Below are 18,995 nucleotides of genomic sequence, written 5' to 3' on the forward strand. Positions count from 1 at the left end.
TATATTGTTTGGTATATCGCAGGGCGGGGTGCCCTGCGAAATAAGAGGTAATATTTTGCTGATTTCGAGGTGACATATATGCTGCAAATCACGCAGAGAAGGCAGGAGGGCACGCTGATCGCGGTGTACACCGGTGAACTGGACCATCATGCAGCACGGGCGGCGATCGAGCAGACCGAGGATCTGCTGGTGCTGTTTCCGTGTGAAAAGCTGGTGCTCGACCTGTCCGAGCTGACGTTTATGGACAGCTCCGGTCTGGCGGTCGTCCTGCACCTGTACCGCACCTGTGCCCGCAGCGGACGCGAATTTGCGGTGCGCGGCACGCCGCCGCAGCCGATGCGGGTGTTTGAGGCAGCCGGTCTGCCGCAGGTGATGGTTTTTGAAAGGGGGAAGGAATAATGCGGGCGGTCATCAACAAAATGAGCCTGAAATTCGAGAGCCATTCGGTCAACGAGGCGTTTGCGCGGCAGGCGGTCGGCGCGTTTGTCGCGCAGCTGGACCCAACGATGGAGGAACTTGGCGACATCAAAACCGTGGTCTCCGAGGCGGTGACAAACGCCATTGTGCACGGCTACGCGGACAAATGCGGGTTTATCACGGTCACGGTGCGGCTGTTCGAGGGACGCGCCCTGGAACTGAAAGTAAAGGACGCCGGCTGCGGCATTGAGAATGTCGAGCAGGCGCGCCAGCCCATGTTCACCACGGGCGACGACACGCGCAGCGGCATGGGATTTACCATCATGGAGACATTCACGGACAAAATGCGCGTGCGCTCCACGCCGGGGAAGGGAACGCTGGTTGCGATGGTCAAGGTGCTGAAGGAGCGGCAGGCGTGACCGGAGAAATGCGCACGCTGCTCGAGCAGGCGGCTTCGGGCGACAGGGATGCGGAAGCGCGGCTGATCGAGGACAACAGCGGTTTAATCTGGTCGATCGCGCGGCGGTATTACGGGCGCGGCACCGAGCCGGACGATCTGTATCAGCTGGCGTGTGTCGGCTTCATCAAGGCCGTGCGTGGCTTCGATGTGTCGCGCGGCAACGAGTTTTCTACTTATGCGGTGCCCAAAATCGCGGGTGAGATTCGGCGGTTTCTGCGGGACGACGGCGCGGTCAAGGTCAGCCGGGCGGTCAAGGAACGCGCGGTTCGTGTGCGCCGCCTGCAAAGCGATTGGGAGAGCCGGAACGGACGGTCACCGACCGTATCAGAATTGGCACAGGCCGCCGGATTGACGGTCGAGGAAGTAGCGGCCTGCGAGCAGGCGGACGTGTCGGTGGACTCGTTCGAGCGGGAACTGTCCGACGGCGGACGCGTAGGTGATCTGGTCGGTGACGAGGGAATGGAGGAGAGAACCTGCCTGCATTTGTCGCTGCATGACGCACTGCAGGACTTGCCCGAGCGCGACCGGCAGGTGCTCAGTCTGCGCTATTCGCGTGATTTGACGCAGCAGCAGGTCAGCCGCATTGTCGGTGTGTCGCAGGTGCAGGTCTCGCGCATCGAAAAACGTGCCATAGAGAAGCTGAGGGAAATGCTGAGAGAGTGAAAAAGGAGTTCTCGTGAGAGAACTCCTTTTTATGTCCTTATTTTGTGAAAAGATTGCGGAAAATATGGGATATGCTGAAAATGCTTTTGAACGTATCAAAGAGGCCATCAAAAACATGCTTGGTTGCTTTTGTTCTTTGATGCGTTTTAATAATAGAAGATAAATCCTTGGGATGTGCCACAAAAGCTGCAATACCGGCTGCGCCGATAACAGCAGAAGTACCTGCAACAATGGAGCCGATAAAGGATTTCTTGCGGCCAGCATCGTGATCTTTATATTGCTCAAGTTGACTCTGGTACTCGTTGTATCTAATCGTAAGATCATCAAGCTGTGCATTTCTTTCAGAGAGGGACAAAGTGTTGTCGTTCTGAATAATGGTCATTTGATATTTAAGAAGATCCAGCATTGCTTTGGAGTAGTCAACTGTTTGCTGGTCTGGAGCAAATGCAGCAGCAACGCCCTTGTCTACGGTTTCCAATAATTTGGGAAGTGTGGTATCCAAAGCCTTCGATAGAACAGTTAGTTTCCTTGTTTTCAGCTTTACGACAGCATCGATGATTTTGGGTGCAAGGGTTTTGGCGATATTCCCAAATTCATCGATAAGTACATTGCGAATAGAGCCTTTCACGGCGGATTGTTTTAATAATGCCAAATCGCTCATAATGCCATCTCCTATTCAAACATTGAATGTAATGGAAATTTCTTTATATTCAATATAGCATATTTACTGTGTGAGGTCAACTGACCTCATAAAATAAATGCCCTATTGTTATCATAACAATAGGGAGGATGATGGAATGATAGATGCGAAGAGCATTGGCATAATTATACGAGAATTACGGGTGAAAAAGGGCATTACGCAGGAACAATTAAGCGGTTTAGCGGCTTTAGACCGTACACATTACAGCAAAATCGAACGTGGATTAAGAAGTCCTAATGTTGATACGCTATTTAAGATTGCATTTGCGCTGAATATGAAACCGCATGAATTGGTTGAAATTATTGAAGAAAATGTAGAATTTAAGTTTGAATAACCCTCTGAATGAATGTGTTCAGAGGGTTTTTGCATATTAAGTTTTGTGCATAAACTGTCCGGCCGACTTGGCCATCAGTCGCTTGGTGCCCTTCTGATCAAATGCAATTTCGAGCAGGGCATCGCCGCCCATCGGCTTTACCGATACGATCAGTCCATCGCCGAAGGCCTTATGGAACACGCGGTCGCCGGCGGCAAAGTTCGGCAGCGGCTTGCTTTTAGCTGCCGAGGCCAGTGACGCGCTCGGCGCAGTATTTGCGGCAGAGACATACCGCGCGCGCGCCACCTGCGGACGTGAAAGCGTGGGATCGGGTGCAGTTGCGTTTGAGAACCGGCGGCTTTCGGTGATATTGCTCTCAAGCAGCTCCTCCGGCATCTCATCAACAAAGCGCGACGGATGCGAATACTGCGTGCGGCCATACAGCAGGCGGCGCTCCGCACAGGTGAGATACAACTGCTCCTTTGCGCGGGTGACGGCAACGTAGCACAGGCGGCGTTCCTCCTCCATGTCCTCGTCTTTCTCCATTGCACGGAAGCCGGGGAACAGCCCATCTTCCATGCCCGCGAGGAACACGACAGGGAACTCCAGACCCTTGGCGGCATGCATGGTCATCATGATAACCGCGTCATCGTCCTCGCCGGACTGGTCGGCATCCGTGTACAGCGCCATGTTCTCGAGAAAATCACCGAGCGACGGCGTTTTGGTCTTGTCCTCGTAATCGACAATGTAGGATTTCAGCTCTTCAATGTGCTCAATGCGGCTTTCCTCTTCTACACCGCCCTTGAGCTGCAGCGCACGGATGTAGCCGCTTTTGTCCATGAGTTCATCGTACAGCTCGGAAAGCGAGACAAATTCCCGCAGCTTGCGCAGATTTTCGATCATCTCGCCGAACTTCTCCATTGCCGCGGCACCGCGGGACAGGGCAGGGTACTGAGAGGCATGGCATACCACATCGTACAGTGTCGTGCCGTACTCGACGGCAAGCTGCATGGCGGTTTCGACCGATTTATCGCCAATCTTGCGGGCAGGCGTGTTGATGATGCGGCGCAGACGCAGCTCGTCCGCCGGATTTTCGATCACCCACAGGTAGGCGAACATGTCCTTGACCTCGGCGCGCGAGAAGAAGTCGCGGCCCTTGTACACGCGGTACGGAATGCCTGCGCGGATGAATGCGGCGGCAATGTTATCCGACAGGACGTTATTGCGGTACAGAACGGCGAAATCTCCCCATTTTCGGCCTTGCTCCACGCCCTCGCGGATGGTATCGGCAATGTAGGCAGCTTCGCCTTCCTGGCTGTCCGAGCGATGCAGACGGATTTTCGCACCGTCACCGTGGTCGGTCCACAGCTCCTTGCCCTTGCGGCCGACGTTGTTGCGGATAACCTCGTTTGCAGCATTGAGAATGTTGCCGGTCGAGCGGTAATTCTGTTCCAGACGGATGGTTTTCGCGTCCTTGAACTGCTTTTCAAACTCCAGAATATTCGTGATCGTTGCACCGCGGAATTTGTAGATACTCTGGTCGTCATCACCGACCACGCAGATGTTCTCATAATAACCTGCCAGCAGGCTGGTGAGCACATACTGCGCGTAGTTGGTATCCTGATACTCGTCCACGAGCACATAGCGGAACTGGCGCTGGTAGTATTCAAGCACCTCGGGGTTGTTCTGCAGCAGCAGCACGGTTTTCATGATAATATCGTCGAAATCCAGTGCACAGGCCTTTTTCATGGCCTTTTCGTAATCGCGGTAGACGTCTGCGACCTTTTCACGGAAGTAGTCACCGACGGCATCCGCGCTGAACTGACGCGGGGTCATCAGCTTGTCCTTTGCGCGGGAGATCATGCCCATCACGGTTCGCGGATCGAAATTCTTGGGATCGAGATCGAGCTTTTTCATTACGTTGAGAATGACGCGCTTCTTGTCGTCCTCATCGTAGATGGTGAACGCGCTCTCAAAGCCGAGCAGGTCAACGTGCTTGCGCAGAATGCGCAGGCAGGCCGTGTGGAAGGTGTACGCCCAGACAGCGGACGCGGCTTCCTCGTCACCGAGGGCAAACTCCAGACGCTCGCGCAGCTCACGCGCGGCTTTGTTGGTGAACGTGATCGCAATCACCTGCCACGGGCGGGCAGGATTCATCGCGCACAGGTGCTCCGCGCGGGCGCGGTTCTCCGGCTTAGGATCGGTCAGGTATTCGGTCAGAAACAGAAGATCGTCTTCGGTCGCCCAGTCGGGCGCAAATTCACTTTCCAGTCCGTCGCCGAACTTGAGAATGTTGATGATGCGGTTGATGAGCACGGTCGTCTTGCCGCTGCCTGCACCCGCCAGGATGAGCAGCGGACCCTCGGTCTGATAGACAGCCTCGCGCTGCTTGTCGTTTAACTTGGAAAAGCGCTGTTCGATGATCGCACGCCGGACAGCGGCATATTTCATATCAAATTTGGTCGGTTCCATAGGTTTCCTCGTTTCGTTTGAAGATACAGAAAATCAAATGCAGAGATAGTATATCATATTCGGGAAAAGAAAACAAATGTTCTATCCGGATTGCGTAAAAAAGTCGATCGGAGTATACTATAAAAAGAGGTGAGCGTAATGACAGACAAACAGCGGCAGGAAACCTATGCACAGATGCTCGTGCGGCTTTCGCGCTCGAATTTCCGCAGCCGTTTTCATTTGAAGACGCAGGATAAGCAGTATATCCGCGATAAGGGATGGAACACGGTTGCCGACCACGCGGCAGATTTCGTTTCCAAGCGGCTTGCACCGGCCGAGCCGAAAAACGACGGCAAGCAGACACCCATGCGCGGGCATCCGGTGTTCATCGCGCAGCACGCGACCGCCTGCTGCTGCCGCGGCTGTCTGGCAAAATGGCATGGCATCCCGCAGGGGGTGCCGCTTTCGGCGGAGCAGCAGGTCTATATCGTTGGAATGCTGATGAGCTGGATGAGGAGAGAAATGGAAAATTGAGAATTAGAGTGAGAGTGAAGAGAGACTTGCGGTTTACCGCTCTCCATAGAATAAAAAAGAGACGCAGTTGCGTCTCTTCTGCTATTTTGACATATAGCTGCGGATAATACATAGTATGAGTGCGATTCCGCTGGAAACACCAATCAAGTATTGATGGTTGATATAATCGTCCATCGTGTGCGGTGTGTGGGCAGTCAGAGTGATCCAAACCGCAATTCCGACAGCAATCATGGCCGACAGGGCACAGAGAATATTGATAACGCTTTTTCGATTCATCACAGTAGCCTCCCATCATAAACGAGGTTAGTCGGTATATACACAGCATAGCACAGCGATAGGAAGAACGCAATAAATGAGATGCAGATGGTTACAGTAAATAGCGGTTATATAAAAGGTAAGAGGTACTAAAGATGAAACTCTCAGGTGCCGTCCGTAACTACTGGGCCAACGAGTTACCCGCCGCCGCGGGTGTGGCGAACCACCGAGCCAAGGGCTGGCACTCGCTCCGTATCCGATAGTGAACAATTTGATGAGGATTTGTATAGCTGTAATAATTTTCATGTTAAAAAATCTGCATTTCGTACAATCAATCTCTTGTCACAAACGACACGATTTGATAATATATAAGAAGTGTTGCTGTTTTACGCGCTAAATGGTAAAAACAGCATAATTGATTCTCTGCCGGGCGGCAGGGATAAGGAGGAAATTGAGGTTTCATGAGTAAGGTTGAGCAGTATATCACCAGCATTCCGGATTTTCCGAAGGAGGGCATCATCTTCCGCGATATTACCACCGTGCTCGGTGATGCGGACGGCTTCCATCTGGCGGTGGACGAGATGACTGCGCTGCTGGACGGCGTGGAGTTTGACGCAATCGCCGGTCTGGAATCCCGCGGATTCCTGTTCGGTGCACCGATGGCGTACAATCTGCATAAGGCATTCATTCCGATCCGCAAGCAGGGCAAACTGCCGCGTGCAACGTCCCGCATGTCCTACGAGCTGGAATACGGCATGGAGACCATCGAGGTACACCGCGATGACATCAAGCCGGGGATGAAGATCGTCGTTGTCGATGACCTGATCGCTACCGGCGGTACGCTTGAGGCGGCTGTCCACCTGTTGGAGCAGCTCGGCGCGAAGGTCGTCAAGGTTGTCTGCCTGCTGGAGCTCAAGGGTCTGCACGGACGCGACCGCATCAAAACCTGTCCGGCGGAGACGGTTGTCGCTTACGAGGGGAAGTAAGTAAAATTATCATTTCACAGTAATCAAGGCGAAAGCCTGAAAATTAAAAAGGGGGTTATTCGATGTTTGAACGTGTTTTCAAGCTATCGGAACACAAAACCACAGTCAAGACCGAGGTCATGGCCGGTATCACTACCTTTATGACCATGGCGTACATCCTTGCCGTAAACCCGAGCGTACTCGGCTCCACCGGTATGGATACCACCGCGGTATTGCTGGCAACCGCTCTGGCATCCTGCCTGGGCACGCTGTGCATGGCGTTTATGGCAAACCTGCCGTTCGCGCTCTCTGCCGGCATGGGTCTGAACGCCTTTATGGCGTACACCGTTGTTGCAGGCTATGGCTACAGCTGGCAGGTTGCGCTGCTGGCCGTATTCATTGAGGGCCTGATCTTCATCGTCCTGTCGCTCACCAACATCCGTGAGGCCATCTTCAATGCCATTCCGCTGACGCTCAAAAAGGGTGTTTCGGTTGGTATCGGTCTGTTCATCGCCTTCATCGGCCTGCAGAACTCCGGCCTGTGCGTGGACTCCGCAACGCTGGTCGGCATCATCAGCTTCCCGGAGAATTTCCACACCGCAGGCATCTGCGCACTGCTGACGCTGATCGGTCTGTTCTTCACCGCAGTATTCTACACCCGCAAGATGAAGGGCGCCATCCTGTACGGCATCCTGCTGACCTGGATCCTCGGCATGATCTGTCAGGTGACCGGCCTTTACGTTCCGACGCCGGACGCAGGCTTCTATTCTCTGTTCCCGAGCTGGGGCATGACCGACTTCTCCAGACTGGGTCTGACCTTCGGCCAGTGCTTCAATGTTGATTTCAGCGCGGTTGGCATCGTAAACTTCATCGTTGTCATCTTCTCGTTCCTGTTCGTTGATATCTTCGACACCCTCGGCACGCTGATCGGTGTTGCCACCAAGGCGAAGATGCTCGATAAGGACGGCAAGCTGCCGGGCATCAAGCCCGCTCTGCTGGCAGACTCGATTGCAACCTCCGCAGGTGCAATTCTGGGTACTTCCACCACCACCACCTTTGTTGAGTCCGCATCCGGCGTTGCAGTCGGCGGCCGTACCGGCCTGACCGCTCTGGTTACCGGCATCCTGTTCCTTGTATCCACGCTGTTTGCGCCGATCTTCACCGCCATCCCGTCCTTCGCAACCGCTCCGGCGCTGATCATGGTTGGCTTCCTGATGGTAGGCACCGTAACCGAGATCAACTTCGATCTGGACAACCTGACCGAGTCCATCCCGGCTTATCTCGCCATCATCGCTATGCCGCTGTTCTACAGCATCTCCGAGGGTATCTCTCTGGGCGTTATCTCCTACGTTCTGCTGAATGTTGCAGCCGGCAAGGGCAAGAAGGTTGCTCCGCTGATGTACGTTCTGGCAGTACTGTTCGTACTCAAGTACATCTTCCTTTAATTAAGAAATCGTAAAGATTACAGAAGGCTGCCGAAGCTCGCTTCGGCAGCCTTTTTTGTATGGCATGAAAATCATGGTGAATATCAGAGGAAATACGCGAAAACAGTGGGGATTGCAGTTGAACGGTGTCGATACTTGACAGAAAACGTAGGAGTTAGTAAAATATAAAATGACTAAATTGGGGCAGTATACCCATTTATCCTATATCTGAAGGGAAGGAGGCAGCGAATATGACACAGCAGCGCAAAAAGTGCGGAAAAGGCGGCTTTACCCTCGTAGAGCTGGTAGTTGCACTGGTCATTCTGAGCATTCTGTTTGCTATCGCTGTACCGAGCCTTCTGGGGTATATCCATCTGTCGCAGTTCCGAAAGAATGAATCGTACGCTAAGACCATGTATCTGTCGGCAGAATCCGAGCTGACCTACCTTCGTACCGGCGGTGAATGGGAGTCGTTCTGCAGTAGGGTGAAGAAGGAAGGCGTGCTGAATCAGTCGTTTGATGAGTCGGACGAGGACCGGAAAAAGCTGGTCGGCCGTATTTACGGCATTCGTCTGGATGCAGGCGAATACGCAGAAGGTGAGCTGTCGGGTGACGGTGCGCTCGTCGGTGCGCTTCTTTCGCAGGATACCTATGATAAAAGTGTGCTGAATGCTGCAATCTGCATCGAAATCGACGTGGAAAGCGGTCAGGTTTATTCGGTTTTCTACGGCACAAACTGCAAGGGACTGTACTACGGATCGAATGAGGACAGCAAACCGGCGGATATGTCCGGTAGCTGGCTGGATATTGATTACAGCAAGCGCGGCCGCGATACGCGCAGGGAAGAACGGCTGGGCTATTACTCGGTTCAGGATGCAGTCAATGCTGTCAGTCTGGATGCGACTAAGCTGAAGATCACCTCGATCAATCTGGTAAACGGTGAAACTTTGTCGCTGAACTGGTCGAGCAATGTGAAGGATCAGGATCTGGATAAGGTTTATTACGAGGTCAAGCTGTACAGCAGTGAGGATAAAGCACAGCTTCTGTCGATCAATATTCCGGGCAGGGATTTGAAAACGGGTTCGCAGTCGGTTGCGGTTACGACCGAGGATAATGCGACGAAGAATTATACCTTCCCCATGGAATATGACCGGACCGGCAAGCGGGCAACACTCGTGCTGGACGGTATGATGAATGCGAAGCTGTACGACCGGTTGGACAAGCTGTCTGATGATAAAGCAGCCTTCCGGCAGAGCAGCGATACCAGCATCACGCGCTTCGGCGGCAAGCTGGAAACCCCGCTGAATGTTTACGCAGCCGTGCAGGTGTTTCCGGACCCGAACGCAGAAAACACCCGCGGTGAGGAGTATCAAAAGAGTGACGCTATCGAATCCAATAAGGCGAACACGCTTTTCGGTGACGGCACCCGGTCGGATAACAGCCGGTGCGAGATCGAAACCTTCCGTCATCTGTCCAATATCCGTTATATGGATACGACGGCGGCATTTGCCGTTACCGCGCGTTCACTGGACTGGATGAGCGACAGTGTAAAGGTTTACGGTACGGCAGCCCGCGGCGCACTTTCGGTTTCCACCGGCAAGGATATCGGCTTCCCGAGCATCCCTGCGCTGCGCAGCAATCAGACACTGGACGGCACAGGCGGTCTGCTGAACCGCATTGCCGGCGTGTTTACCGGCGGGAATGCCATCAGTAATCTCAAGCTGGATGAGATCTCGATTGCCGATGACGCAGAATATCTTGGTCTGTTTCAAAAAAACGCAGGCACGATCCATGATCTGCGCCTGCTCAATCCGCAGGTGAAGATCGCATCGGGCAAGCTCAAGGGTGTCGGCGCTGTCTGCGGTTACAGCAACGGTTCTTTGAAGGGCGATACCGTGGACGGCACCGAAGCCGAGGTGGAGGCTGCGCTGACTTCGGCACAGGCGCAGGGCATCGGCGGTGTGGCCGGTGTGATTGAAGTCAGCGATTCTAAGTCAGTAATCAAGCTGTCTGCATCGGGTACCGTAACCGGTACGCTGCCGACCGGCGATACTGCGCGCGGTATCGGCGGTATTGCGGGCAGCCTGACAACAAACGGTGCCGCAGTCAAAACCCTCACCAACAGCGCTGCTGTAACGGGCAATCGCTCGGTTGGCGGTATTGCAGGCTATTTTTCCGGCAAGGATCAGGCCACGGGAAAAGATATGGCTGACTGCAAAAATGAAGGGCTGATTCTCAGCAGCACAGCCGCAGATGATCATTCGCTGGCTGGACATTATATCGGCGGCATTGTCGGTTACGCGCATAACGCGTCTCTTTCCGAATGCAGGAGCCGTGCCGGATATGCGGACGGCTACACCTATAAGCAGGAGGATAGAGACAAGCTGCGCGGCAGATATGTCGGCGGCATTGTCGGCTACGGCGAACAAAGTGTGCTGTATGACTGCGAGACCGAGGCAAACGGCTATGTTCTTGGCAGCGAGTATGTCGGAGGCATCATCGGTGCGCTGAATCAGTCTGATACGCAGACGGCACTGCTCAGTGAAAACGGCACCAGAACAACCGTTAACGCAAGCTATGTCATCGGCAATTCGTATGTCGGCGGCATCATCGGTGAGAATAAAGGCGGTTCGACGATCAAAAACTGCGTCAACACAGGTGTCGTTGCAGGATACAATGTATTTATCGGCGGTATTTGCGGTGCAAATGAGAACAATGCGGCCATCATAAACTGTGCAAGCTATGTTTCGGACACCAATAATGCGATCTACAGGCGCGTTACGGACTGGGGAGCCGTCGGCAGCTATGCGGGCGGTCTGACCGGCTACAACAGCGGCACGATCACCTTCAGCGACAAGGATAACGCAGTCTCCAACCGGAGTGTGGCGGGTATCGTTGTCGGCAGACACTATGTCGGCGGTCTGGTCGGCTATAACGACACAGACGGCACGATTGATATCAATTATACGCTCATCGGCGGCCGTGTTGCCGCAACCGGAGACTGCGTCGGCGGTCTGATCGGTCTGAATGCTTCGACAAAGCTGCTCGAGAAGAAGCTGACCATCAAGCCGAGCAGTGTGCAGGGACGGTACTATGTCGGCGGTGCGATCGGTGCAAATGTAGTCAACCCGGGAGAGAATGTCACGGTCAGCGGTCTCAAGGTCGATAACAGCCTTGGCACGGTCACTGCAGAGGCATTCTGCGGCGGTCTGATCGGTTATCAGCGCACCTACACGGAGAAAGACCGGGCAGGCGGAACGCTGTATGCGCTGCTGCCGGGCATCGCGGCAAACAACAGCAATGTGCCGGGACCGGTCAAGGCATCTACCAATACGCATACCATCACCATCACAGCGGACGGCAACAGTGCAGGCAGGCTGTCTGCGGTTTCCAGCAACATGACCATCCGCGCGTATGCGTATGCAGGCGGCATTATCGGCAGCTGTGAGCCGCAGACCCGGATGAAGGTAGAGCACTGTCTGAACGCAGGCGGCTTTGACCGTCCGGCAGAGGACACCTTCCCGGACAGTAAGCTGAAAACCGGTGTGGATATGGTATCCTATCTGCAGGCGCAGAAGTACACGGATGCCGCGAAGGCACTCTCCGATGAGCTGGGCAGCAGCGAACTGCGTGTTTCCGTTATCGGCGGTGTGATCGGCGTCAACGGTGAGAATCAGGTGATAGACCACTGTGCCAGCAAGGGCACGATGAACGGCCTGAATGCCATGGGCGGCGTGGTCGGTCTGAACGAGGGCATCATCCGTGTCTGCACGCTCTCCGGCAGCATGGGCAGCGCAACGCAGGATTATATCGGCGGCATCGCGGGTCTGAATGTCGGCAGCAGGACGGCGGGCACGATTGAAAACTGCACGACCGAGAAAAACTGCACCGTCACCGGACGGAACGCGGTCGGCGGCATCGTCGGCTATAATCTCAGCGGCGGCAGGATACAGAACAATACCAGCAGCGCCAATGTCAACGGTGCAGGCCGTGTCGGCGGTATTGCGGGCGAAAACGGCGGTGTGATCGTGCTTTCGAGCACACCGACAGAAAAGCGCCGTGTCAACGGCAGCGGCAGCGGTGTCGGCGGCGTGATCGGCGTGAATACCGCAACCGGCACGCTCAGTCCGGCACGCGGCAGCGCACAGGGCGATATCATTGCCGCGGATAACAGGCTGACCGTGCGCGGCAGCAGTATGGTCGGCGGTATTGCCGGCATCAACCGCGGCACACTCGGCGGCACGAGCATCAACTGCCTGACCAATCAGGCGGCAGAGGTCCGCGCAGCGGCGGGCAGTGCAGGCGGCGTTGTCGGCGCGCAGGAGGGCGCAAAGGCTGTTCTGCGGTACGCGAAGAATCTCGGTCAGGTGACCGCGAATGTCAGTGCGGCAGGCGGCATTGTCGGCATGAACAGCGCGGGCAGCACGGTCGAGAACTGTATCGGCAACGGCAGTGTCACCAGTAACGACGGCTATGCAGGCGGCGTTGCCAGCGAAAACTACGGCACGATCAGGAGCTGCGGCGTCGGCACGGATAACAGGGTAACGCTTATCACCCGCAACAAGACTGCGGCGGGCGCGATCTGTGCAGTAAACCACAAGGGCGGTACGGTTCAGGGAGCGACACTCGGCGATCATATCACGATTTCCGGCAGTGCATTCATTCTGGGTGCTGTTGTCGGAGACAACAGCGGTACGGTCACTGCAACCGAGGTTTCGCAGCAGCCGACATACAGCGTTTCCGCAAGCACGCTGCAGGTCGGCGGTGCAGTCGGCATCAATCGAGCGGGCGGTACGGTCAGCAAGGTGAAGGTCACCTCGGATTTTGAGAAATTCACGAAGTATACCTATCTCGGCGGTGTAGTCGGTCAGAATAATGCAAGCGGCAAGGTAACCGAATGCACGTATTCCGGCACGATCGACGAAGGAAAGAGCGCGGTCGGCAACTGCTACGGCGGCATTGCCGGACTGAACGGCGGTCTGCTGCAGGGCAATACCGTTTCCAGACTGACACTGACGGCGGACGGTGTGTACACCGCAACCTCCACCAGCTCGGCGGCAGAGAAGGAACGCCTGTCCTCGCATATCGGCGGCATTGCAGGAAAGAATGATACGACCGGCATCATCGAGCAGTGCTATATAGACAATACCGGAACCGGCACGATCACGGTCAAAAACGGCATGGTCGGCGGTGTGACCGGCTATAACAAGGGCACGATCACCATGTCCGGCGATAAGAGCACCGAAGCCTTGATGGAAAATGTCAGCAAGGTGAGCGACCTGCTGGCGAATGCCAAGGCGCAGAACCTCTCTGCGGATTCCACCTGGGTAAAGTGGGAAAACCGGACGGATGTGGAAAAGCTGTCCTACAACGGCGGCAGCAAGAGCGTAGCGGCAGACCGCACCATGCAGATCATCGTATCGAGCAACGGCAACCTTGGCGGCGTGGCGGGCTACAATGCGCCGACCGGTGAGCTGAATCGCTGCGTCAGCGGCAGCTGGCTGCTGGTCAACAAGTCGGACGGCATCGGTGTCGGCACCGGCGGTATTGTCGGCATGAACGAGAGCGAAAAGGACCTGTCCTATCTGCTCAATCAGGCGTTTGTCGGCCGCCAGCTGGCAAACGGCGCGACCAGCCGATTTGCAGGCGGTATCATCGGCACACAGACCAACCAGACCACAACCGACTGGACGATCGAAAACTGTGTCAACTATGGCACGGTGTACGGCTATCAATCGCACTATTCGGGCGGCATTGTCGGCCAGTGGACGAATAACGGCGGTACGGTTGAGGATTGCTACAATTACGGCAATTTGCAGACGACGTATGAAACCGGCTGGGTCGGTGCATCCGGCGGTATCGTGGCACAGCTGTATCATGCGGCCTCCGGTCAGGATTTCAATATCATCAGCTGTCAGAATCACGGCAGCGTTTTTGGCCGGGATGGTGCAAGCTATTATCATTGGGAGAACAGCAGGAAGGTCAAGGACTGCGCGAACGACAGTGCGGGCATCCTTGGCAACGTTACGGTTTATACGACGTATGATATAAATGCTGCACAGAAGTTCACCATTAACGTTTCGGATTGTGTCAATGCGCCGGGCGTTAAGATCTATTCATCCTCCATGGCCTCCGGTATCGTGGGTTACTTCTCAACAGATACGGCAAGCAGCAAGAACGGCGGTCCAATCGGCACTTCGACCGCAAATATCGTGCTGAATATCGACCGCTGCCGCAACTATGCGGAAACACTGGTCGGCGGCAACAATTATATCGCCGGCATCTTTGGCGACCGGTATAAGGACGGCACTGTGGCGCAGGATAATACTTATATCCAGAACTGTTACTCGGTCATCGGTTCGGATGCGGGTACCAGTACAGGCATCGTATCGCTGAATAACGCCAGCCTGAGCAGCTCCCTGAGCGGTGATAAGGTGGGAAACAATTATTATTTCTTTGATACATGGGGCTTGACGAACACTGCCGGACGAATCTTTGACAGCAGTAATACGCGCAATGAATCACGAAAGGGATTTTCCCGCATGGTTGCCTATGGATACTGGGCAGGCAGTGACGGAAAATGGGCGAATAAGAGCTTTGCCGCCATTGCCGGTCCGCAGCTTGGCGTGATCGACTATACAGACAACCGGATGTATTACAATGTAACAACGGCAAACTCTACGATCGATGAGCATGGCATTATCCGTACGAATATCAATGGTTCTGACCAAATTACGGGACGGATTTTGTTCACCATGCCGGATACACCAACATATAGAGAGATTGCACAGACGAATGGACACGGTGCTTCGTGGCTGCGCCCGCTGCTGTATCAAAAGAATACGGTGTTCAACACAAAGCAAAAGCTGTTTGATGAGTATGTTCGAGAGAACTATCGCGACATGGAGCACGGCCAAACCGACAAAAAGCTGGATGCCTCGTTCATGGTCGATTTGAAACAGCAGACAGACGGCAGTTTCGATGTATCCATCGAGGATACGGACCGTCCTCTGTACTACGAGGGTACAGTGCTCGTTGATGACAAGGAAGTAATGTCCAATCTGCGCTTTATCCCGAACCAAAAGGGACAGGGACAGTGGGACCCGAAGCTGAACGGCACGCAGGCGTACGGCTCCGGTACGACCAGCGGTTCGTTCCAGCTGCCGGCAAGCCTTGCGGCAGACACAGCAGGCAAGACCATTACATTGTCGGTTCGTGCTGTCAGTCTGTTTGAGGATACCGCGCCTTCTGCATGGAAAACTGCGGCGACGCAGGATGTGTCGGTACTGCCGACACCGGATGTCAATATCCGACTGGTGAGCCATTGGAACAATGGCGCTAAATACCAGATCTCGCTGAAAAACCTTGCGGATTATGCGGTATTCAGCAACTGGAAAGTCACCTTCAGGCTTGGCTCGCAGACCGTGACCATTGATCGGAACAGCCATACCGCCGAGATCAACGGCGATGATTTGAAGGAGCTGATCGTCACGGCAGCGGCAGGCATTACGAACGGCATTCAGCCGGCCTCCGTGACGGATACCATCCCGACCGACACGCCGAAGTACAAGCCGGACGGCAGTATTAACCAGCTGTCGGTATCGTACTCGGGCAGTACGGTGGATGATTGCACGGTCACGGCTGCACTGACGGTCAACGAGCCGCAGATGGAAACACCGCCGATTTACCGTATCGAGGTGCTCGGCACGGTTGGCACAAATGAGTATGTGTTTGCGTATGAGGATGTGCTGACCTCGGCGGGCAACACGGTTACGGCAAACTTCCGCGACCTGCCGAAGGAGTATTTCGCGGAGAATGTCACAAATCGTCGGGTGCGTGCATGGTACGCCGCCTCCGGTCTGGGACCGGTTTACACCTATGGTGATACCCGGCAGACCGGCGATGCGTCTGTTACGCTGCGGACTTACAGCGCAGAGGGCGTTCAGCAGCAGGACAAGATCATTTACAGTCATGTCCTTGGCCACGCGAATGACTTTGCAAACTACATTAGAACCGCGGTACTGAACATCAAGCCGCTGACGGCGCCGGAGCTGAACGACCCGGAACTGATGCAGGAAGATAATGGCAGTATCAGCTACCGGTTCTCGTGGACGCAGCCTGGGCAGGGGACTGCAGCGCCGCACTACAGCGTCAAGCTGACCGGCATTACTGCGGCAGGCGCAAGAATCGGCATTCCGGTCAACGAGGTTTACGGTACGCAGGAGAATCCGAATACTTCCCAATCGTTCACCATCAACGCGGACGACTGGCAGTACGCCGAGGTTGAGCTGACCGTTACCCGTCTGGGACAGGCATACGGCGAGGTTGGCCTGAGTACGACGAAGAAGTACGCTGTCAAGCAGCGCCTCGAGCGTCCGGGACAGCCATTGGTAATCAACCCGGATACTAACGAGCTGGAATACACCATCGGCTGGAGTGCCATCGGCAGCGAAAACGGCTGTGCAGGCTATCAGATTTATGTGCAGCCGGAGGGCGAAACGGCCGCTGCCCTGGGTGAGCTTGTGCCCGTCAGGGGCGGCACCTGCTCGGTAAGCCGCAGTCTGGAAGATTACGCCGGCAAGACCATCGACCTCTATCTGGTGGCGGTGGCTGCTGACGATTCCGGTTACGCGGACAGCCCGAACGGTATCGTGTACACGATGACCGTGCCGAAGCGTCTGGATACGCCGAGCGTCAAGTGGTCGTACAACTGGAATGCGACAGCAAACAACCCGATTCCGGCGGCCGGCTTCCGAAGCGGCGGCCTGCAGGTCACCGTTACGCCGGAGAATGCGGCCAGCGTACCGCCCGGCGGCAGCACCTATCTGCTGCGGGCAAAAATCACCGGGACGGACGGCACAACGGTAACTTACCCCGTTTCCGCAATGAGCGAAAGCGGCGGCAGCTACGTCTGCAGCCTGACCGATCTGGATACGAAATACGCAGGCTGTTCTGTACGGTTTGAGGCTCGTATTTCGCAGTCGGCGGGACAGGTAAGCTCGGCCTGGGTATCGAGCGGCGATGTGGTATTCCCGCGTGTGAAGCTGGAAGCACCGAGCGCGTCGCTGGCAAACGTGAATGAGGCGCTTGCTGTCAGCTATGGCCCGATGAATCGCCTTATCAACACGGCAGAGTGGGCTGCACAGCTTACCGCGCTCTCGTGGGACGAGGTGGCAGAGGCTGACCTGTATCGGATTGAATTGACCGATAAGGACGATCATTCCACGACGGTTACCGTCGATATGAGCGGGAACCTGCCGGAGATTATCATGAATGGTCAAAATACGTTTGCAGTTGCAGGGGATGACTGGTATACTGTAAAACAGGGCAGTGCGGTCAACGGCAGATACAGCCTTACCAATGGCAGCATTCGTTATTACAGCTATCAGCCGGATACCATGCTGCAGGTGAAGGACGGCACATTTACCTTGAAGCTGCCTAACATTTTCTCCGTGGTAACGCACGAGAATCAGACCCTGCAGCTGACGAATGGTATACAGATCAGCAGGGTAACTGTCATTGCGGACAGCAAGAGCGACCGTTATACGGAATCCGATCCTGCTGAGCGCAGATTTTAGTTACGAAGGGAGGCGGCAGACATGAAGCGGATACGTCAGGGATGGAACACCCTGCGGCGCAGCAGGCGAAGCGGTGTTTCGCTGATCGTAGCACTTTGTGCTGTCGCCGTCCTGATCGGGCTTTCGCTCAGTATCGTGTATTCCTCATCCATGCTGCTCTCGCGGGCCAACCGCAAGATCGGCAGGGAACGCTGTTATCAGCTGGCGCAGTCCTTTGCGCAGGTGCTGGACAGCGAACTGCAGGAATACAAAACAATAAAGCCGGAATTGGATACCAATTTTGCGCCGGAAGGCTGTTTCTACCGTGAAGTGAACAACATTTTAGCGGAAGATACGGGATTGGGTATTTACGATCCGGACCGTTCGGATGAAACCACTGCCTGCTATAATGCGGGTTCGACCGAGGATAACTACGGCAGGATTACGATTCTGCTCCGTGATGTTACCGATGCGCAGGACCCGATCACAGGCGATACCTTTGCATACGATGCTCGGGACAAAGGCACCGAAAAGGCAGAGCAGACAACCTTTAACAGACATCAGGTTTGGGTAGGCGTCAAGGCGGAAAAGGGAGCGGACAGCTACATGTACACCACAGAATACCGCCGGAAGGATAGTTTTCAGCCGATCTACACATGGGAAGGGGAAGACGGCGTCAGCGGACAGTTCCCGGTCTACTGGGTAAACGGCCGCTTTTGCCGAAGTGCCAACGGCGAGGAGCCGGTAGAACCCAAGGTCATTGGCGAGGGCAAGGATGCCCGCACGGAGCATGTAGAGATCAGCTACACCTATGATATCAACAATCCAACGTACAGCCGATACGAACCCATCCACAAGCCGGCAGCTCGGACAACCGGAGGTGCAGCCGATGAATAGACTGATTCGCGTGCTGCGCGACCGCAGGGGCGAATCCATGGTGGAAATTCTGGTTTCCACGGTGGTGTTCATGCTGCTGCTGGGCGCGCTGAACGGCGCAGTCGGCTTTGCCTCAAATGCGCAGCGCAAGTCGGAGCAGCTCCGCAGGGACGCGACCCAACTGCAGGAAAGCGTGCGCGAAAATGCAGAAGTCGCGGACGGCGAAGCTGCCGCATACGATTTTAAGGTGACGACGTCGGACGGCGAAGATACCGATATTGACGCCTTCCGCGTAAAGGTAAAAAAGCAGACCGTAAACGCCAAAACCGAGGACGGCAAAACCGTGCCCTTCTACCGGTTTGCGAAGGGAGAGTGACGGC

13 protein-coding genes are annotated in these 18,995 nt (G+C 55.1%); 10 read left to right on the top strand and 3 right to left on the bottom strand.

Annotated features, from left to right (window positions below; all coding sequences use genetic code 11):
- Positions 1–78 precede the first annotated feature (78 nt).
- Genes DW806_RS01070 through DW806_RS01080 form a run of 3 tightly spaced genes read left to right on the top strand, consistent with a single transcriptional unit; the run spans position 79 to position 1,540 of the window.
- Complete coding sequence (locus DW806_RS01070; RefSeq protein ID WP_110435314.1) at positions 79–399, top strand: anti-sigma factor antagonist; 321 nt, start codon at positions 79–81, stop codon at positions 397–399.
- Positions 399–836: an anti-sigma F factor gene (gene spoIIAB / locus DW806_RS01075; RefSeq protein WP_110435313.1), complete on the top strand. Its 438-nt coding sequence runs from the start codon at positions 399–401 to the stop codon at positions 834–836. Before DW806_RS01070 ends, spoIIAB begins: the two co-directional genes overlap by 1 nt.
- Positions 833–1,540 carry a sigma-70 family RNA polymerase sigma factor gene (locus tag DW806_RS01080; RefSeq protein ID WP_243022600.1) on the top strand — a complete coding sequence of 236 codons (708 nt, stop codon included), beginning with the start codon at positions 833–835 and terminating at the stop codon, positions 1,538–1,540. The genes spoIIAB and DW806_RS01080 overlap by 4 nt, the downstream gene beginning before the upstream one ends.
- A gap of 37 nt (positions 1,541–1,577) precedes the next feature.
- Here DW806_RS01080 and DW806_RS01085 read toward each other — a convergent pair whose 3' ends face one another.
- Positions 1,578–2,201, bottom strand: coding sequence for a hypothetical protein (locus DW806_RS01085; RefSeq protein WP_118728839.1), 624 nt, complete (start codon positions 2,199–2,201; stop codon positions 1,578–1,580).
- 136 nt (positions 2,202–2,337) lie between these two features.
- Here DW806_RS01085 and DW806_RS01090 point away from each other — a divergent pair, with 136 nt between their 5' ends.
- Complete coding sequence (locus tag DW806_RS01090; RefSeq protein WP_118728840.1) at positions 2,338–2,574, top strand: helix-turn-helix domain-containing protein; 237 nt, start codon at positions 2,338–2,340, stop codon at positions 2,572–2,574.
- Between the two features lie 36 nt (positions 2,575–2,610).
- Here DW806_RS01090 and DW806_RS01095 read toward each other — a convergent pair whose 3' ends face one another.
- Positions 2,611–5,025: an ATP-dependent helicase gene (locus DW806_RS01095; RefSeq protein ID WP_118728841.1), complete on the bottom strand. Its 2,415-nt coding sequence runs from the start codon at positions 5,023–5,025 to the stop codon at positions 2,611–2,613.
- A gap of 138 nt (positions 5,026–5,163) precedes the next feature.
- Between DW806_RS01095 and DW806_RS01100 the strand changes: the two genes are divergently transcribed.
- Positions 5,164–5,538 carry a DUF4186 domain-containing protein gene (locus tag DW806_RS01100; RefSeq protein WP_118728842.1) on the top strand — a complete coding sequence of 125 codons (375 nt, stop codon included), beginning with the start codon at positions 5,164–5,166 and terminating at the stop codon, positions 5,536–5,538.
- Positions 5,539–5,619: 81 nt separating this feature from the next.
- On the opposite strand, the gene DW806_RS01105 is transcribed toward DW806_RS01100, so the two are convergent.
- Positions 5,620–5,814, bottom strand: coding sequence for a hypothetical protein (locus tag DW806_RS01105; protein ID WP_118728843.1), 195 nt, complete (start codon positions 5,812–5,814; stop codon positions 5,620–5,622).
- A gap of 440 nt (positions 5,815–6,254) precedes the next feature.
- Here DW806_RS01105 and DW806_RS01110 point away from each other — a divergent pair, with 440 nt between their 5' ends.
- The 5 genes from DW806_RS01110 to DW806_RS01130 all read left to right on the top strand — a co-directional run bounded on the left by DW806_RS01110 (position 6,255) and on the right by DW806_RS01130 (position 18,991).
- Complete coding sequence (locus DW806_RS01110) at positions 6,255–6,779, top strand: adenine phosphoribosyltransferase (protein WP_110435309.1); 525 nt, start codon at positions 6,255–6,257, stop codon at positions 6,777–6,779.
- Between the two features lie 62 nt (positions 6,780–6,841).
- The gene (locus tag DW806_RS01115) at positions 6,842–8,203 is read left to right on the top strand and encodes an NCS2 family permease (RefSeq protein ID WP_118728844.1); all 1,362 of its coding nucleotides are present in this window, start codon (positions 6,842–6,844) and stop codon (positions 8,201–8,203) included.
- Between the two features lie 230 nt (positions 8,204–8,433).
- Positions 8,434–17,760, top strand: a complete 9,327-nt coding sequence (locus tag DW806_RS01120; protein WP_118728845.1) for a prepilin-type N-terminal cleavage/methylation domain-containing protein — start codon at positions 8,434–8,436, stop codon at positions 17,758–17,760.
- Positions 17,761–17,781: 21 nt separating this feature from the next.
- Positions 17,782–18,636: a hypothetical protein gene (locus DW806_RS01125; RefSeq protein WP_118728846.1), complete on the top strand. Its 855-nt coding sequence runs from the start codon at positions 17,782–17,784 to the stop codon at positions 18,634–18,636.
- On the top strand, positions 18,629–18,991 hold the full coding sequence (locus DW806_RS01130) for a type IV pilus modification PilV family protein (protein ID WP_118728847.1): 363 nt from the start codon (positions 18,629–18,631) through the stop codon (positions 18,989–18,991). The genes DW806_RS01125 and DW806_RS01130 overlap by 8 nt, the downstream gene beginning before the upstream one ends.
- The last annotated feature ends 4 nt before the right edge of the window (positions 18,992–18,995 follow it).

Origin of the sequence: Butyricicoccus sp. AM32-19 (assembly GCF_003480365.1) — a bacterium.
GTDB classification, from domain to species: domain Bacteria; phylum Bacillota; class Clostridia; order Oscillospirales; family Butyricicoccaceae; genus Agathobaculum; species Agathobaculum butyriciproducens.

What these genes read in the sequence shown, in the direction of transcription:
- DW806_RS01130 (WP_118728847.1), top strand. Translation starts at nt 18,629, where the DNA reads ATGAATAGACTGATTCGCGTGCTGCGCGACCGCAGGGGCGAATCCATG.
- DW806_RS01090 (WP_118728840.1), top strand. Translation starts at nt 2,338, where the DNA reads ATGATAGATGCGAAGAGCATTGGCATAATTATACGAGAATTACGGGTG.
- DW806_RS01085 (WP_118728839.1), bottom strand. Translation starts at nt 2,201, where the DNA reads ATGAGCGATTTGGCATTATTAAAACAATCCGCCGTGAAAGGCTCTATT.
- DW806_RS01100 (WP_118728842.1), top strand. Translation starts at nt 5,164, where the DNA reads ATGACAGACAAACAGCGGCAGGAAACCTATGCACAGATGCTCGTGCGG.
- spoIIAB (WP_110435313.1), top strand. Translation starts at nt 399, where the DNA reads ATGCGGGCGGTCATCAACAAAATGAGCCTGAAATTCGAGAGCCATTCG.
- DW806_RS01105 (WP_118728843.1), bottom strand. Translation starts at nt 5,814, where the DNA reads ATGAATCGAAAAAGCGTTATCAATATTCTCTGTGCCCTGTCGGCCATG.
- DW806_RS01110 (WP_110435309.1), top strand. Translation starts at nt 6,255, where the DNA reads ATGAGTAAGGTTGAGCAGTATATCACCAGCATTCCGGATTTTCCGAAG.
- DW806_RS01120 (WP_118728845.1), top strand. Translation starts at nt 8,434, where the DNA reads ATGACACAGCAGCGCAAAAAGTGCGGAAAAGGCGGCTTTACCCTCGTA.
- DW806_RS01070 (WP_110435314.1), top strand. Translation starts at nt 79, where the DNA reads ATGCTGCAAATCACGCAGAGAAGGCAGGAGGGCACGCTGATCGCGGTG.
- DW806_RS01095 (WP_118728841.1), bottom strand. Translation starts at nt 5,025, where the DNA reads ATGGAACCGACCAAATTTGATATGAAATATGCCGCTGTCCGGCGTGCG.
- DW806_RS01115 (WP_118728844.1), top strand. Translation starts at nt 6,842, where the DNA reads ATGTTTGAACGTGTTTTCAAGCTATCGGAACACAAAACCACAGTCAAG.
- DW806_RS01125 (WP_118728846.1), top strand. Translation starts at nt 17,782, where the DNA reads ATGAAGCGGATACGTCAGGGATGGAACACCCTGCGGCGCAGCAGGCGA.